We start from the raw sequence: 15,766 nt of genomic DNA, 5'->3' as shown, positions 1-15,766 counted from the left end.
TCCATCAGCCAAAGCGCCGCGCAAAACGGGCAAACAGACCGCCATCGCGCAGCAGGGCAATCTGGCCCGCCGAACCCACATCGGCCCGGGCGGGGTAATGGGCTATGCCCTTGCCCGGCGTGTCGATGGCGATGATCAGGTCGCCGCAATCCGCGCCAAGTCGGTCGATGCCGAGAATGGCGATGCGGCTATCGGCCCGAACCAGCCCCGCCGCATCCTGATCCCACACAATCGGCAGCACACCCATCGCCACCAGATTGGCGCGGTGGATCCGCTCAAAACTGCGCGCGATGACGGCGCGGATGCCCAGCAGCGCGGTCCCCTTGGCCGCCCAGTCGCGGGCCGATCCGGTGCCATAGCGCGCCCCGGCAAAGACAAGCAGAGGCACGCCTTGGTCGGCATAGGCCTGCGCCGCCGCGAAAACAGAGCCTTCCGCGCCATCCGGCCCCGGCGCCCGGTTGCCCGGTCCGCTCGCCAGATGGTTGAGCAGCCGCGCATTGTCGAAAGTGCCGCGCAGCATCACGCGATCATTGGCGCGCTGCTCGCCATAGCTGCCCGGATTGTGCTGTCCATGCGCTCTCAGCCATGCGGCGGCGGGCGATGACGCCGCGATCCGCCCAATGGGCGAGATATGATCGGTCGTCACATTGTCGCCCAGCACCAGCAAGGCCCGCGCGCCATGCAGGTCGCCAATCAAGCCGCCGGCCGCGCATTCAAAAAACGGCGGCGGCAAAACCATGGTCGAGGCCGGATCCCAGGGGAATTGCGGCCCGTCGGGCGCGTCCAGATCCGCCCATGCGCTGTCCACCGCTCCTTCTTGGAGCGTATCGGGCAAACCATGCAGGACCGCCGAAACCTCCACCGCATCGGGCCAGAGATCGCGCAGGAACACCGGCGCGCCATCGCGATCCGTGCCCAAGGCATCCTGCGCCAGATTGACGCCCATCCGCCCCGCCAGCGCGGCGGCCACCACCAGCGGCGGCGAGGCCAGATAATTGGCCCGGATCGCGGGATGGATGCGGTTTTCAAAATTGCGATTGCCCGACAATACCGCCGCCAGCAAGCGCCCCTCGCCCGCCTCGGGCTTAAGATCGCCCGAATTGCCGACGCAGGTGGTGCAGCCGAAGCCGACCACATGAAATCCCAGCGCGTCGAGACTTTCCTGCAATCCGGCCTGCTCCAGCAAGGCCGCAATGCGCGGCGATCCGGGGGCCAGCGAGGTTTTGACCCATGGCGGAACCGACAGACCGCGCTCCACAGCCTTTTGCGCGACCAGACCCGCGGCCACCATCAGCGCGGGATTGGCGGTGTTGGTGCAACTGGTGATCGCGGCAATGGCGACAAGGGCATCCTCCTCCTGCGGGAAATGTTCGCGCAGGGAAGCCGAAACCGCCGCCAGAGGGACTATCTGCTGCGGCCGGCTAGGCCCGGCCATGATCGGCCCGACCGCACCCAGATCGAGGACAAGGCGCCGCGAATAACGCCTTGGCGGCCCGGCATCGCGCCACAGGCCGGTTGCGCGCGCATAGGCTTCGTAATCCTCCACCGGACGCCCCATTGCCGCCATATAGGCCAGCGTGGCCCCATCCACCGGAAACAGCGCCGCCGTTGCCCCGTATTCAGGGCACATATTGGCCACCGCCGCCCGGTCGGGCAAACTCATGTGATCGAGCGCCGTGCCGGAGAACTCGACGATCTGATCCACCACATCGGCCTCGCGCAGGCGGGCAGCGATGAACAAGGCCGCATCGGTGGCCGTCACGCCCTCCGCCAGACGACCCTCCAGACATACCTCAACCACGCGCGGCAGAGGAATCGGCACCGGGGCGCCCAGCGCCGCCAACTCCGCCTCGATTCCGCCCACGCCCCAGCCCAGCACGCCCAGTGCATTGACCATCGTGGTATGGCTGTCGGTGCCGATCACAGTTTCGGCCATCCATCGGCCGTCACGGCGAACGCAGCCGCTGGTCAGGCGCTCCAGATTGATCTGATGACAGATGCCTTGCCCCGGCGGCACGATATTCAGGCGGTCAAAGGCGCGCTCGGCCCATTTGAAAAAGCGGTAGCGTTCGCCGTTGCGGGCATATTCCAATGCCAGATTGCGCGCCGCCGCATCGGGGACGCCGCTGTAATCGACATGGACCGAATGGTCGATGACAAGGTCGATGGGGATCGCGGCATCGACCGCCCCCGGGGCAAAGCCATGAGCGGCGGCATGGTCGCGCAGCGCCGCCAGATCGGCCAGCGCGGCAACGCCTGCGGTATCCTGCATCAATATGCGCGAGGGACGAAAGGGGATCTCCGCCTCCGCCGCGCCATGATCGAGCCAATGCCGGAAATGGGCGATATAGGGCGCGGGATCGGCCTCATGGGCCAGAATGTTTTCCAACAGGATGATCAGCGAACGCGGCAGAGCGGCCAGCGCCGCGCGGTCGGCATCATGGAGGCGCGAAAGCATGGATCAGGCCGCCGCGATGCGGGCACGCAGCGCGCGCAGGCTGCCCCCGGTCTTGATCTTGCCGGGCAGCGGATGGCCAACGATGCTTTCGGCCAGACGCGCGCATTCGGCCAGCTTCTCAAGGTCTATGCCCGTTTCGATGCCCAGTTCTTCGCACAGGAACACAAAATCCTCGGTGGCAATATTGCCCGCCGCCCCGCCATGCGCGGCAAAGGGGCATCCGCCCAGCCCGCCCACCGCCGCATCATAATGGCGCACACCCATCTCCAGCCCCGCCATCGCATTGGCAATGCCCAGCCCGCGCGTGTCATGCAGATGGAGCGAGAGTTCGAGATCAGGCCAGCGTTCACGCACCGCCCCCACCACGCGGCGGATGCGTTCGGGTGTGGCCCATGCCATCGTGTCGCCAAGGCCGATCAGGCTCAGATTCTCGCCATGATCGGCGGCAATCGAGAGCATATCGCCCACCAGCCCCACCACGCGGGCCGGATCGACATCGCCCTCGAAATTGCAGCCAAAGGCGGCGGTAACAAAGCCGGTGCGCACCGGAATGCCATGGGCCTGATACATCGCGATCAACGCGGGCTGGGCCTCGCGCTGCTGCTCGGGCGTGCGGTTCTGGTTGCGTTTTAGAAAGATGTTGGAAGCATAGAGCGTCAGCTTGCCCTCCAGATCGAGGCGGCCGGTGGCAATCGCCCGCTCCAGCCCGCGCTGGTTCAGCCACAGCCCGCTGTAGCGCACCCCCGCGCGCAGCGTCATGCCCGCCACCACCGCTTCGGCATCGGCCATGCCCGGCACTTTTTGCGGATGGACAAAGGAAGTGACCTGAATAAGCCCGACCCCGGTGTCGGAAAGCGCATCGACCAGCCGGATCTTGTCGGCGGTGGGGATCGGGGCGCGCTCGATCTGGAAACCTTCGCGCGGGCCTTCTTCCTTGATGAAGACACGGGGGGGCAGGGTGGTCATTTTTGTTCTCCCGTAACGGAAATGGAGCAAAAGCGGGCGGGGCCATTGACATTTCGCACCCTTGTTCTGTTATACAGAACACAGGTACAAACGGCTGCAAGGCGAAACCGAAACATGAATTCAAAGCCTGGGGTGGCGGCGGTCGATCGCGCGCTGGATATTCTCGAAGCCTTTCGCGCCGGCAAACCGGTGCTGACGCTGGCCGAGATCGCGCGGATCACCGGGCTCTACAAAAGCACGATCCTGCGCCTGCTGGGCAGTCTGGAGCGCTATGGTTTGATTTGGCAGCGCGCCGACGGCACCTATCAACTGGGCGCAAGTCTGCTTTCCTTTGCCTCGGTGTTTCAGGATTCCTTCGACCTGCGTCATTTTGTTGAACCGGTGCTTGAACAACTGGTGGCCGATACTTCGGAAAGCGCGACGTTTTATATCCGCGACGGCGAGGATCTGGTCTGCCTGTTTCGCGTCGACGGCAGCAATGTGGTGCGCGATTACAGCGTGCGTCCCGGCTCGCGCCGCGCATTGAACAAGGGCGCGGCCAGCGTCACCCTGCTGCAATTCGACGCCGGATTGCGTGCGCCCATCACGCGCGAGGCAATGGTGGTGGTCTCGGTGGGCAATGTCGATCTGGACATGGCGGCGATCGGCGTGCCGGTGTTCGGCGCCAATGGGGTTCTGCAGGGGGCGATCACCCTGTCCGGCCCCAGCCTGCGCTTTACGCAGGAGCATGTCACGCGGCTCGCCCCGGTGGCGGTGGAGGCCGCGATTGCACTGTCGCTGCGGCTGGGGGCAACGCCAGGCCTGCTCCCCCCTCTGGCCACCGCCGAATAAGGCCGCCATAGTTCAGATCGCCCCGCTGGCCTTAAGGCGCTCCAGCGCTGGGTGATCGCGGCCCAGTTCGCCGTAGATCCGCGCGTTATGCTGCCCCAGCCAAGGCGGTGGGCAGCGCGCGGCGGGCTGGCTGTCGGCAAGGTCAAAGCCTGCACGCACCACGCGCACGCCGCCGAAATCGGCCTCGGGCATGGCGATGTCCTGCACCAGATCGCGCGCGGCGATCTGCGGATGGGCCAGGATTTCCGGCACGGTCAGGATGCGCCCCGCCGGAATGCCATGGGCGTTGAACAGACTTTCCCACTCCTGCGCGCTTTTGGCGGCCAATGCCTGTTCCAGCTCGGCATTGATCGCGGCGCGGTTGGCCTTGCGCGTCTCGCGCTCGGCAAAGCGGGGGTCCGTGGCCAGATCGGGGCGTCCGATCAACTCGCACAGTTTTTCAAATTGCTCCTGCTTGTTGGCGGCAATGTTGATCGGCCCATCGGCGCAGCGGAAGGCGCCCGATGGCGCGGCAGTCATGTTCTGGTTGCCGATGGGCCGTGCCTCGACCCCGGCGATCAGGTAATTGGACACAGCCCAGCCCATAGCCGAGAGCGTGGCGTCCAGCATGGACAGGTCGATAAAGGCCCCCTCGCCCGTCCGCCCACGCTTAACCAGCGCACTGACCACCGCGAAAGCCGCCGCCATTCCGCCCAGCGTATCGCAGAGCGGATAGCCCACGCGCAAAGGCGCGGTGTCGGCGTCCCCGGTGATGCTCATCACGCCCGACATGCCCTGTACGATCTGGTCATAGGCCGGATTGCCCGCCAGCGGCCCGTTCTGGCCAAAGCCGGAAATCGCGCAATAGATCAGCCCCGGATTGGCCGCGCGCAGCGCCTCATGGCCAAAGCCAAGCCGATCCATCACGCCGGGGCGGAAATTTTCCACCAGAACATCGGCGCTGGCCACCAGTTCGCGGAACAACGCCTTGCCTTCGGGGTGTTTCAGATCGACCGTCACCGACAGTTTCCCCGCGTTCTGCGCGAGGAAACTGGTGCCCATCAATTGCCCGTTAAGCGAGGGCGAAGCGCCCAGCTTGCGCGCCAGATCGCCGTCCTTCGGGTTCTCGACCTTGATGACCTCGGCCCCCAGCAACGCCATCTGATAGGTGGCATAGGGGCCGGAGAGAATATTGGTCAGATCGAGAACCCGCAGCCCCGACAGCAGATCGGCGGGGGGCCGCTGCGCATGATCCGTCACGCTCAGATCTCCGCCGTATTCACGTCATAGCGATAGAGCCAGTCATAGCGGTCGCGGATCGGATCGCGGCTCCATTCGCTTTCCATATAGGCAATCGCGCCCTCTTCGGTCGCTAGCGCCGATTCATGGAAACGGGCGGTGTTTTCCTTGGCCCCGCGCACCATGGCGCTGGTGCGCTCAACGCGGGCCTGTTCATAGCGGTGCAGCGCCTTGACCGGATCGGCATATTTGTCGAGGCAGCGGCCCAGCACCACCCCATCCTCAATCGACATCACCGCGCCCTGGGCAAGGAAGGGCAGCGTGGCGTGACAGGCATCGCCCAACAAGGTGGCGCGGCCGACGCTCCACGTCTGGCGCGGGGCGCGTTCCATGAACGCCCATTTCATCACCGAGGGCGCGGCCTGAATCAGCGTCTGCACATCCTCGTGCCATCCGGCGAAATCGCGGGCGCATTCCTCGTTGGACCCTTGCGTGTACCAGCTTTCCACCTGCCAGTCGTTGCGCTCGATGGTGCCGATCATGTTCATCAGCTTGCCCCCGCGCAGGGGATAGTTGACCAGATGGCCGCCCGGCCCGATCCAGGTCCAGCCCAGCATGTCGCGCAGCCGTTCGGGCAGGCGCTCCATGGGGATAACCGCGCGCCATGCGATCATGCCGGTAAACTGCGCCTCATCATCGCCGAACAAGCAGCGGCGCACGGTGGATTTCACCCCGTCGGCACCCACCAGCAGGTCGCCATCGGCATGGGTGCCATCGGCGAAATGCAGGGTCACGCCATCCTCGCGCACGTCAATATTGCTGACCGCCTTGGCCAGATGGACCGCGTCGGGCTTGATAGCGCGCACCGCGTCGATCAGCGTGGCGAGCAGGTCAGGGCGATAGACCGTCAGATAGGGATAGCCATATTTCTCAATCGCCTGCGGGCCAAGGTCGAACATCGGCCATGCGCGACCCGTGTTCCACAGGCGGAATTCCTTGCGGCGCGGCGCGCAAGAGGCGGCCTTGAGCGTTTCGAACACGCCCAGCGCATCCAGGGCGCGCGATCCGTTGGGGCTGATCTGAACGCCTGCGCCCACTTCGCCCAGTTCGGCGGCCTGTTCATAGACCTCGACATCATAGCCCCGGCGCAGCAGCGACAGCGCCGCCGCCATGCCCCCGATACCGCCGCCCGCGATCAGCACTTTGAGAGATTGTTTCATATATGCTCCCCAAACTTATGAATTCTTGAAAGGAATAGTGCGGATCAATCGGCCTCGCAGCGCAGCCAGTCGAAGGCGGCCATCACCGGCGCGTCCGAAACCTTGAGCAGCAGCGCGTCGCTCTGGGCGCGATGGCGATAGGGCCGCCATGCCGGGATCGCGATCGTGTCGCCAAAGCTCCAGTCGAAACTCTGACCGTCGATTTCGGTCCGGCCTTGGCCTTCGACCACGGCGTAGATGATGTTGGCCGTGGTCCGGCATCGCGCGGTTTCGCGCCCGGCGATCAGCCTTTGCATATCCAGCCGAATGGTCTTGAGCGCCGGATCGCCCATTTGCACCGAGGCATGGGCATCATCCACCGCCCCCGCCACGTCGAGCCGCGCCAGTGTATCCTCGCGCCGAAAGGCCAGCGGCGAACTGTCCACCGCCGTCGGATCCGCCTCGACCCCATCGGGATGCGGCTGATAGAACATCGGTTCAAGCAGATGGACCAGCGGAACGTCGAGAAAGTCCATCCAGTAGCAATCATCCGGCCCGACATTGTCATGCGAATGCCAAGCCCAACCGGGCGTGAGCAGGACATCGCCCGGCCGCATCTCCACCCGATGCCCATCGACCACCGTATGGGTCCCCCGCCCCTCAAGGATAAGGCGCAGGGCGTTGGGCGTGTGGCGATGGGCGCGGGCGGTCTCGCCGGGGCGGATCATCTGATAGGCCGCCACCATAGAGCGCAGCGTCGAATAGACATTGCCCTCGACCGGATTGAACATGGTCAGATTGCGCCGCTCGGCCTTGTCCGTGCCGATCAGCTCGCCCGCGCGGGCAAGGATCGGCTTCACATCGCCATAGCGCCATTGGAAAGGCCGAAAATTGGCGCGCGGCTCGCTCCACAGTGCGGGAAAGCGGCGATGCCAGCCCCCTTCCATGTTGAGCGCGGTGAAGGCGGCGTAAAGGTCATCGAGCGTGGCAATGTCGGCCATGATGCCCTCAATTCTGCTTGATGATGGGCGGGACATAGGGCGCGGCGAAGACCTCGCTGGCCCCTTCTGTGCCCTGCACCACGTCCACGGTCATCTCGCCAAGGCGGGTGATCGAGATGCGCACCTTGTCGCCATCGACGATGGGGGCCACGCCCTGCGGCGTGCCGGTGGCGATGATGTCGCCCGGCTGAAGCGTCATCACTGCCGAAGCCGTCTCGATCATGCCGGGAATGTCGAGCACCAGATCGCGCGTATTGGCATGCTGGCGCAGTTCGCCATTGACCCAAAGGTTCATTTCAAGCTGGTCGGGATCGGGCACTTCATCGGCCGTGGTGATCCATGGGCCAACCGGGCAGAACGTGTCATAGGCCTTGCGGAACACGCGCTCTTCGCGGCCGCGCACCACCATGTCCATCAGGCAAGCATAGCCGAACACCGCCTCGCGCCAGTTTTCGCGCGGGACCGAGCGGCAGATCTTGCCGATGATGATGCCCAGTTCCGCCTCATGATGGACTTCGCGCCCCGGCACATGGGGCAGGACGACCGGATCGTTCGGACCCGAAACCGAGGAGGAGGGCTTGAGGAAAAAGCCCTGATTGGTGGCGCGATAGCCCGCCTGCATTTCGCGGCCATGGGCGTGATAGTTCACCGGATAGGCGATGACCTTGTTGGGCCAGGGCACCGGGGTTTCCAGCCGCACATCAGCCAGAGCCTTGCGCGGGGCGGTGGCCAGCGCAGCCTCGATGCGGGGGCGCAGGATGACGAAATCGCGGATCAGCACCAGCGGACCAACCGGGGGCCATTGCGCGGTATCAACGCCGCAAACATCCGTCACATCGGCGATTTCTTCGCCCACACAGACCCCGATCCGGCCACCATCAAATCTTGCGAGACGCATTGGCAATTCCTAGTTCTATCTAAAAGAACGATGTTCTTTTTATAAACGAGTCGATGATGAAATCAACTGTATTCACGCCGAGGAAAGTGGGATTTTCACGTGCCCGCGCCATCGCGCAGGGCCAAGCAAAAGGGCGCGCGACAGCGGATCGCGCGCCCCTTCACCTCCCCCTTTCGCCGGGGCTTCAGACTTTAGAATTTGGCGCGCAGGCGGGCGCCCCAGGTGCGGGGCGGCGCAATGTCATGGCCATTGTAATTGGCGATGAAGGGATATTGCTGGGTCCCGGTGTAAACCGCCGTATTGCCGATGTTGCGGACAAAGGCCTGAACCGAGAAACGGTCGCCCGGCGCGTAATAGGTCAGGCTGGCATTGAACAGGGCATAGGCTCCGGCGCGCGCATTCTCGACAAATTCGGCCGAGAGCCAGCGCGATGAGGCAAAGCTCATGTCCGGCGTGAATTCCACGCGGGCGCCGTCCTTCATATCAAACGTGTGCGTGTAATTGACATTGCCGGAGAACTTGGGCGTACGCGGCAATTGGAAGCCATTGCAATTGACCGTCCAATAGCCGATCCGCGCATTGCCGCCTGTAATCGGGGTCACGCCGCAGGTGGTCGTCGGATCGGGGCTGGCCGCGCGATAGACCTGATAGGAGAAGTCCTTGTACTTGCTCTCGGTATATTCGACGCCGACGTGGAACGAGTCGTTCATCGTCGGACGCAGCGTGGCCTCCAGCGTGATGCCCTTGGCCACGGCCTTGCCCGCGTTGAACAGCGAGGAAACCTGCGCGCCGCCACGGTCGAGCTGGGAGAAATTCTCCTGCCGGTTCTTGTAATCCATATAGAACAATTCGGCGTTGATCAGCAGCAGACGGCCAAAGAAGCGGTTCTTGGAACCGATCGTATAGGCGGTCACGTCCTCCGGCTTATACGGGTCGATGTCGGCATTGGATTGGCCGCCCGATTTGAAGCCGGTGACGACGCTGGCGTAGAGCATGTTCTGGGGCGCCACGTCGAATTCGACGCCCGCCTTGTAGTTCAAGCGCTTGGCCGAATAGGTGCCCTCAACCCATGTGCCCGACGAGGTCAGGATCTCGCAGGAGCCGCCAATCGCCGTGCCGCCCGCGGGGCAAGCCAGGCTGCCCGCGATGGCATAGCGGTGGCCGTCCACCGACTTGGTTTCATCGGTATAGCGCAGGCCCGCCGTGGCGCGGAACCGGCTGGTGAGCGAATAGGTCGCTTCGCCAAAGGCGGCATAGGCGCGGGTGTTCAGTTTCGCGATAAAGGCCGTGTCGGAGGCGCGGCCAAGGCGGACGGCATTGAAGCTGTCCTGATCCTCGTTGAAATAATAGCCGCCGATCACCCATTTCACGCGGTTGTCGGCATGGCCAAGGCGCACTTCCAGCGTCTGTCCTTCGGACACCGAGGGCGCGCCGGTGAAATAGTTGTTCGTGCTGAAATAGAGCGCGGGCATGACCAGCGAGTCCTGCGTCACGCGCTGATAGGCCGGGATCACGGTCAGCACGGCGGGACCAAGGTTCCAGTCGATATGGCCGTTGATGCCCAGCACATCGACGTTCTGATAGACCTTGCTGGTGTCGAGCGGATAGATGCCGGGAGGCGCGGTCACGCTGCCGATCAGAGTGTTGAGCGACTGGTTGATCGAGGTCCAGCGGTTGGCGGGCAGGATCGGCTGGGGGTTGGTGATGCCCGGCGCGTTGGGGGCGGTGGGTTCATACACCACCTTGCCCGGGCCGCGCCCGCCCAGATGCTGATAATTGACGCCAAGGCGCAGGGTCAGCGCCTCTGTCGGCTGGGCCTTTACCTGCAGGCGCAGCGAGTGATGCTTGTCATCATCGGTGCCGTCGGTGATATAGCCATCGCGCGACACGCCCTGGAACGAGGCGCGCACGGCCACCTTGTCGCCCAGCGGGATGTTGAGCGCGCCTTCGGCATTATAGCCGTTGTAATTCTGGAAACCGGCGCTGACATAGCCCTCGAACTGGCCCAGCTTGGGCTGAACCGGGATGATGTTGAGCGCGCCGCCCGTGGCGTTGCGGCCGTAGAGCGTGCCTTGCGGACCTTTGAGCACTTCGACGCGCTCAAGGTCATAGAAGGTGGCGGCAACGAACTGGCTGCGCGCGGCAAAAACGCCGTCATAGGCCTGCGCCACGGCGGGGTTGGAATAGCCCGTCGTCGAGAAGTCACCCGCGCCGCGGATATAGACCTGCAGCGCACTGCCGCCCTGCGTGATCTGTACGCCGGGCGAGAGGCGGGCAAGATCGGTGGCCTGGGCCACGCCCGCGCGCGTCAGCGTTTCGGCCGAGAGCACGTCGATGGAAACGGCGGTCTTTTGCGCGCTTTCCTTGCGGAATTGCGCCGTCACGACGATTTCGTCATTGGACGGGGCCGGCGGCGCCTCGGCGGCCTGGGCCACGGCGGGCAACAGGGCGCTGGCCGCAACGCCCAACAGGAACATCGCCGCGCGATCGCAACGTTTCATCTCAATCCTCCCCAATTCTTTCACGGTTATCACAATTCGGCTTCATCAGCAGACGCGGCTTTAGTCTCGTTCTTTCTGATGGAATGCCATTCTTATAAATCGCGATTCAGCGCCTGTCAATGAAAGATGATTACAGGCGTATTCACAATCAATGATCTGAATCTAAGGTATTTTATCCCTTTCACGCCCCATCTGGACAGCTTGCCCGACTCACGATAGAACATCATTCTATTTTCAGCGCGACTCCCCCAACGCGCCTTTGGGAGACGATGACATGACCACATTCCCCGACGTTCCGGCCTTCACCGGCTTCAACACCCCGTCGCGGGTGGAAGCGAACGTCCATGACCTTGATGTGCGCGGCACGATCCCGCCCGAAATGGACGGCTGCTTTTATCGCGTTCAGCCAGAGCATCAGTTTCCGCCTCTGCTGGGCAATGACATTGCGTTCAACGGCGATGGCATGATCTCGATGTTCCGCTTCAAGGACGGCCGGGTGGATTTCACCCAGCGCTGGGCCAAGACCGACAAGTGGAAGCTGGAGAACGAAGCCGGACGCGCGTTGTTTGGCGCCTATCGCAATCCTCTGACCGATGATGACAGCGTCAAGGGCAAGATTCGCGGCACGGCCAACACCAATGCCTATATCCACGGCGGGCGGCTCTATGCGCTGAAAGAAGACAGTCCAGCGCTGGTGATGGACCCGGTAAGCCTCGAAACGCAGGGCTACACCGATTTCGACGGGCGGATGAAGGGCGAAACTTTCACCGCACACCCCAAGACCGATCCGGCAACCGGCAATATGTGCGGCTTTGGCTATGCCTCCAAGGGCCTGCTGACCCGCGACATGACCTATTACGAGATCAGCCCCGAGGGCGAGCTGCTCTATGACGTGTGGTTCGAGGTACCCTATTATTGCATGATGCATGATTTTGCGATCACGCCCGATTATGCGCTGTTTTCGGTCATGCCGATGACCAGCAGTTGGGAGCGACTGAAGGCGGGCAAGCCCCATTTCGGCTTTGATACCTCGCAGCCGACCTATCTGGCCGTCATGCCGCGCAAGGCCGGAACCACCGCGCAGGACATCCGCTGGTTCAAGGGCGGCAATTGCTTTACCGCCCATGTCATGAACGCGCATCAGGACGGGACAAAGCTGCATCTCGACCTGCCCGTGGCGGCCAATAACATGATGCCCTTCTTCCCCGACATCAACGATGCGCCCTTCGATCCGGTGGCAGGCGCAACCTATCTGACGCGATGGAGCGTTGATCTTGCGCAGAATGAGGAGGAGTACCGATCCGAGCGCTTGTCGGACATGATCGGCGAATTTCCCCGCATCGATGATCGCTTCACCGGACAAAAGAACCGCTATGGCTGGATGGTCGTGATCGACCCTTCGCAGCCGGTCGAACTCAAAGGCGGCAGCGCGGGTGGCTGGGTGATGAACACGCTAGGCTTCGTCGATCTGGAAAGTGGGGCCGAGCAGAAATGGTGGTGCGGGCCGGTGTCCTCGATCCAGGAACCCTGCTTCGTCCCCCGCCCCGGTTCGGACCGCGAGGGCGACGGCTGGATCGTCATGGTCTGCAACCGTCTGGAAAACCGCAGCAGCGACCTGCTGATCTTCGAGGCCACCAATATTGCCGCCGGGCCCATCGCCACCATCGCCATCCCGGTGCGCCTGCGCTTCGGCCTGCATGGCAATTGGGCCGAGGCCAGCGCGGTCAAGGCTTTGGAAGAAGCGTGAATTATGGGGAAGAGCGGGGGCTTTGGCTCTCGCTCTTTTTATAGGGAAAGGATGCCTCCGGCGGGCAAAGGGTCTCGACCCTTTGCAATCCCATGAATGGGGTGGTGTTCGGTTGGGCGCCGCGCGCGAAATCATTAAAGCCTGCGGCGCGGCGAACTCGTGCTTGTTTGCGCCGCAGGCTTTAAAATTTCCGAGGCTGAAGCCATCAACCTCGGCTGCCACCTTGGAGCAGCTTAGACAGTAACGGGATTGCAAAGGGTCGAGACCCTTTGCCCGCCGGAGGCCCTTTACCCTTTACCCTTTACCCCTCAATCCCCCGACACACCATATCGGCCAACATCCCCACCGCCTCATTCCAGTCGAGCGAGGCCAGATCGAACCCCATCACCCCGGCCAGACGCTCCCCGCGCGCGAGGGGGTAGATATAGACGCCCAGCACCACATTCATGGCGAGGAAGAAACGCGCCTCGTTGAGATCGGGCAGACATTGGCGCAGCAGGCCGATCACCCGCCGCCGCACGGGCTCGGCCAGTTGGCGGGTGATGACGCGGGCTTCCTCGGATGGGTCGACAAGGGCGAGGCTGTAGATCCGGTGGCTTTTCTGCACATCGGCGCCCTCGCCCAGCATGGCCGAACCAAAGAAAGCGGCAATAACCGCTCGGGCCGACAGTTCGCCCGAAGCCTCCAACGCATCGAAACCGGCATTTTGCGCGGCATGGATGGGATCGAAATGGCGCCGGAAAACCTCGGTGAACAATTCCTGCTTGCCGCTCCAGTTGCGGCTTAGCGAGGCAAGGCTGGTGCCCGCCCGCGCGGCGATGGCGCGGATGGTGCAGCGGTCATAACCGCTTTCGATAAACTGATCGTCAGCCGCGATCAGAAAACGATCGCGGCTGCTGCCTTCGGGCATGTCAGCCATTCACGGCAACCCGGCCATAGCGCCCATCGACATAGACCAGCGGTTCGCCGCCGCCCACGGTCACTCTTTCCACCACACCCGTCACCACCCTATGGCTGCCGAAATCGGCCGTCTGTTCAACGCGGCACAGGATAGTGGCTACGCAGGATTCCACAAGCGGCAGGCCATCATCCATCCACCAGTCCAGCGTGCCGAAACGCTGGCCCGGCGCGGTGGTGACAAAGGTCTGGCAGGCTGCGGCCTGATCGGCGGCCAGAATGTTGACGGCAAAGCGCCCGTTGCTTTCCAGCGGCGCCAGCAGCGAGGCCGTCCGGTTGATCGCCAGCAGCAGCGAGGGCGGATCCATGCTGAGCGACATGAAGGCCGTCATCGCAATGCCGCAGGGCGCCCCCGCCTCGTCCAGCGTGGTGACCAAGGCCACCCCGCTGGCCAGCAGGCGCATGGCGGCGCGGAAGTCTCCTTCCAGCGCCGCGATATTTTCTCCGCTCATTTCCAGTCAACGTTGGGCATGGCGCCCGACTTGGCCAGAAATTCGCGCACCTGGCCCCATTCGCCGTCGCGCTGGGCATACATATGGTCGCCGATACGGGCGCGGCCCTGGCTGGTCAGATAGAACATTTCGTAGAGTTCGATGCGGCTGCCCAGCGCGGAACCCGCAAAATCCCATGCCGTGCGCATGATGCTGGCGCGTTGCTCGGCGCTCATGCCTGCCGCGCCGGGCAGGTATTTGCGCAGCATGTCGCCGATTTCGGGATCCTCGAACAGGGCCAGCGACGGCGTGCAAAGCAGATTGTGCGAACCGATGGCCCGGATGATCTGGTTCACCCGCGTCATCCAGCCGGGCATCACGCAGCGCAGCACCGAGAGGTCGCGATGCGGGAAGAAGGCCCCCGCCCCCCAGTCATGCGCCCGCGCCTCGGCCGCCACGATCGCCGCACGGGTCAACGAGAGATAGGCGTGGATCTCGCCCAGCATTTCGGCCGCATCGGGGCGGGCGATGCTGTTTGAAACCTTCAGGATGCTCGAACACAGGTCATAGGCGAATTCCAGCTTCACCATCGCGCGGATTGCCGTCTGCTGCAGCGTGTTGCCCGGCGAAACGCCCTGGTTGAGGTTGTTGTAAACGTTGAGATCGCCTTCGCAGAACACACGTTCATAGGGCACTTCGACATCGTCAAAGATGACAAAAGCGTCCTGTTCGTCAAAGCGCGACGAGAAAGGCGCGTCCTGAATGCTGGCATTGGTGCCGTAATGGTCGCGGCAGATCTGGATCACGCCCTTGGTGTTGACCGGAATCGAGAAGATCAGCGCATAATCTTCACCGCCCGATGGGATCGGCGATGAGGAATAAACATAGAGTTCATCGGCAAGCGGCCCCAGCGTGGCCAGCACCTTGCCGCCGCGCACGATGATGCCGTTTTCATTGCGGCCCACCACGCGCAGCGTCAGATCGGTGTTCATCCCCGCCAGATCGCCCACGCTCTTGTCGATATTCGCATGGACGATGGTGTGAGTCATCGAAAGGTCGCCCTCGATCACCTCGCGGTGGAATTTCTTCAGGCGTTCATAGCCCTCCGGCTTGCCCCGCGCCCAGATGTCGGCGCGCGCGGTATGGCCCGAGAGCACCACGTTCACATAGTCGGGCGTGCGCCCCAGCATGCCATTGGAATAACGCGCCAGACGCTCCAGCCCGCGATGGCGGATCGCCAGATCCTCGGCGCTTTTGGGCAGCATCAGGCTGACGCTCATCTTTTCGCCCGACCGTTCGGGATCGGGAATCAGGCAATCCTCGGCATAGGTGTGCTGCCAGTCGAAATAGCCGGCCATGCCATCAACCGACCCGGCAAGGCGCGGATCATTCGCCACATCCACCTTGCCTTCGCCCAGATAAACCACCCGGTCATCCTTCAGCCCAGCCTTATATTCGGCCCCTGTGCGAGCAGCCATTGCATCTTCTCCCAAGACGTGGAAACAAGTGTATTCACGAATCGTCAAATGCTCAATGAAACCCCATTCTGTCAAGTGGAA

At 63.2% G+C, this 15,766-nt stretch carries 12 protein-coding genes; 2 read left to right on the top strand and 10 right to left on the bottom strand.

Annotated features, from left to right (window positions below):
- Positions 1 to 4: 4 nt before the first annotated feature.
- Positions 5 to 2,458, bottom strand: a complete 2,454-nt coding sequence (gene acnA, locus PQ467_RS19135; protein ID WP_274177128.1) for an aconitate hydratase AcnA — start codon at positions 2,456 to 2,458, stop codon at positions 5 to 7.
- Between the two features lie 3 nt (positions 2,459 to 2,461).
- A complete protein-coding gene (locus PQ467_RS19130) occupies positions 2,462 to 3,424 on the bottom strand; it encodes a hydroxymethylglutaryl-CoA lyase (protein WP_274177127.1) in 963 nt (320 codons plus the stop codon).
- Between the two features lie 114 nt (positions 3,425 to 3,538).
- Between PQ467_RS19130 and PQ467_RS19125 the strand changes: the two genes are divergently transcribed.
- Positions 3,539 to 4,255: an IclR family transcriptional regulator gene (locus tag PQ467_RS19125; protein WP_274177126.1), complete on the top strand. Its 717-nt coding sequence runs from the start codon at positions 3,539 to 3,541 to the stop codon at positions 4,253 to 4,255.
- Between the two features lie 12 nt (positions 4,256 to 4,267).
- Here PQ467_RS19125 and PQ467_RS19120 read toward each other — a convergent pair whose 3' ends face one another.
- From PQ467_RS19120 to PQ467_RS19100, 5 genes are all read right to left on the bottom strand, one after another.
- Positions 4,268 to 5,494: a CaiB/BaiF CoA transferase family protein gene (locus PQ467_RS19120; RefSeq protein WP_274177125.1), complete on the bottom strand. Its 1,227-nt coding sequence runs from the start codon at positions 5,492 to 5,494 to the stop codon at positions 4,268 to 4,270.
- A gap of 2 nt (positions 5,495 to 5,496) precedes the next feature.
- Entirely contained in the window at positions 5,497 to 6,693 is a 1,197-nt protein-coding gene (locus tag PQ467_RS19115; RefSeq protein ID WP_274177124.1) for an FAD-dependent monooxygenase, read from the bottom strand.
- A 44-nt stretch (positions 6,694 to 6,737) separates the two neighbouring features.
- Complete coding sequence (locus tag PQ467_RS19110; protein ID WP_274177123.1) at positions 6,738 to 7,673, bottom strand: cupin domain-containing protein; 936 nt, start codon at positions 7,671 to 7,673, stop codon at positions 6,738 to 6,740.
- A 7-nt stretch (positions 7,674 to 7,680) separates the two neighbouring features.
- On the bottom strand, positions 7,681 to 8,571 hold the full coding sequence (locus PQ467_RS19105; RefSeq protein WP_274177122.1) for a fumarylacetoacetate hydrolase family protein: 891 nt from the start codon (positions 8,569 to 8,571) through the stop codon (positions 7,681 to 7,683).
- Positions 8,572 to 8,762: 191 nt separating this feature from the next.
- Positions 8,763 to 11,072 (bottom strand): TonB-dependent receptor, encoded by a 2,310-nt coding sequence (locus PQ467_RS19100; protein WP_274177121.1) that lies wholly within the window; start codon positions 11,070 to 11,072, stop codon positions 8,763 to 8,765.
- 274 nt (positions 11,073 to 11,346) lie between these two features.
- Here PQ467_RS19100 and PQ467_RS19095 point away from each other — a divergent pair, with 274 nt between their 5' ends.
- Positions 11,347 to 12,819: a carotenoid oxygenase family protein gene (locus tag PQ467_RS19095; RefSeq protein ID WP_274177120.1), complete on the top strand. Its 1,473-nt coding sequence runs from the start codon at positions 11,347 to 11,349 to the stop codon at positions 12,817 to 12,819.
- A gap of 301 nt (positions 12,820 to 13,120) precedes the next feature.
- Here the strand turns inward: PQ467_RS19095 and PQ467_RS19090 are convergent, their stop codons facing one another.
- Genes PQ467_RS19090 through PQ467_RS19080 form a run of 3 tightly spaced genes read right to left on the bottom strand, consistent with a single transcriptional unit; the run spans position 13,121 to position 15,685 of the window.
- Positions 13,121 to 13,738 (bottom strand): TetR/AcrR family transcriptional regulator, encoded by a 618-nt coding sequence (locus PQ467_RS19090; RefSeq protein ID WP_274177119.1) that lies wholly within the window; start codon positions 13,736 to 13,738, stop codon positions 13,121 to 13,123.
- The gene (locus PQ467_RS19085; protein ID WP_274177118.1) at positions 13,731 to 14,228 is read right to left on the bottom strand and encodes a flavin reductase family protein; all 498 of its coding nucleotides are present in this window, start codon (positions 14,226 to 14,228) and stop codon (positions 13,731 to 13,733) included. The genes PQ467_RS19090 and PQ467_RS19085 overlap by 8 nt, the downstream gene beginning before the upstream one ends.
- Positions 14,225 to 15,685, bottom strand: a complete 1,461-nt coding sequence (locus tag PQ467_RS19080; protein ID WP_274177117.1) for a 4-hydroxyphenylacetate 3-hydroxylase N-terminal domain-containing protein — start codon at positions 15,683 to 15,685, stop codon at positions 14,225 to 14,227. Before PQ467_RS19080 ends, PQ467_RS19085 begins: the two co-directional genes overlap by 4 nt.
- Between the last annotated feature and the right edge of the window lie 81 nt (positions 15,686 to 15,766).

The sequence above is a fragment of the Novosphingobium sp. KACC 22771 genome, assembly GCF_028736195.1.
GTDB lineage: Bacteria > Pseudomonadota > Alphaproteobacteria > Sphingomonadales > Sphingomonadaceae > Novosphingobium.
Note: the sequence above shows the minus strand (reverse complement) of the source record. Positions and strands in the feature narration are given on the sequence as shown.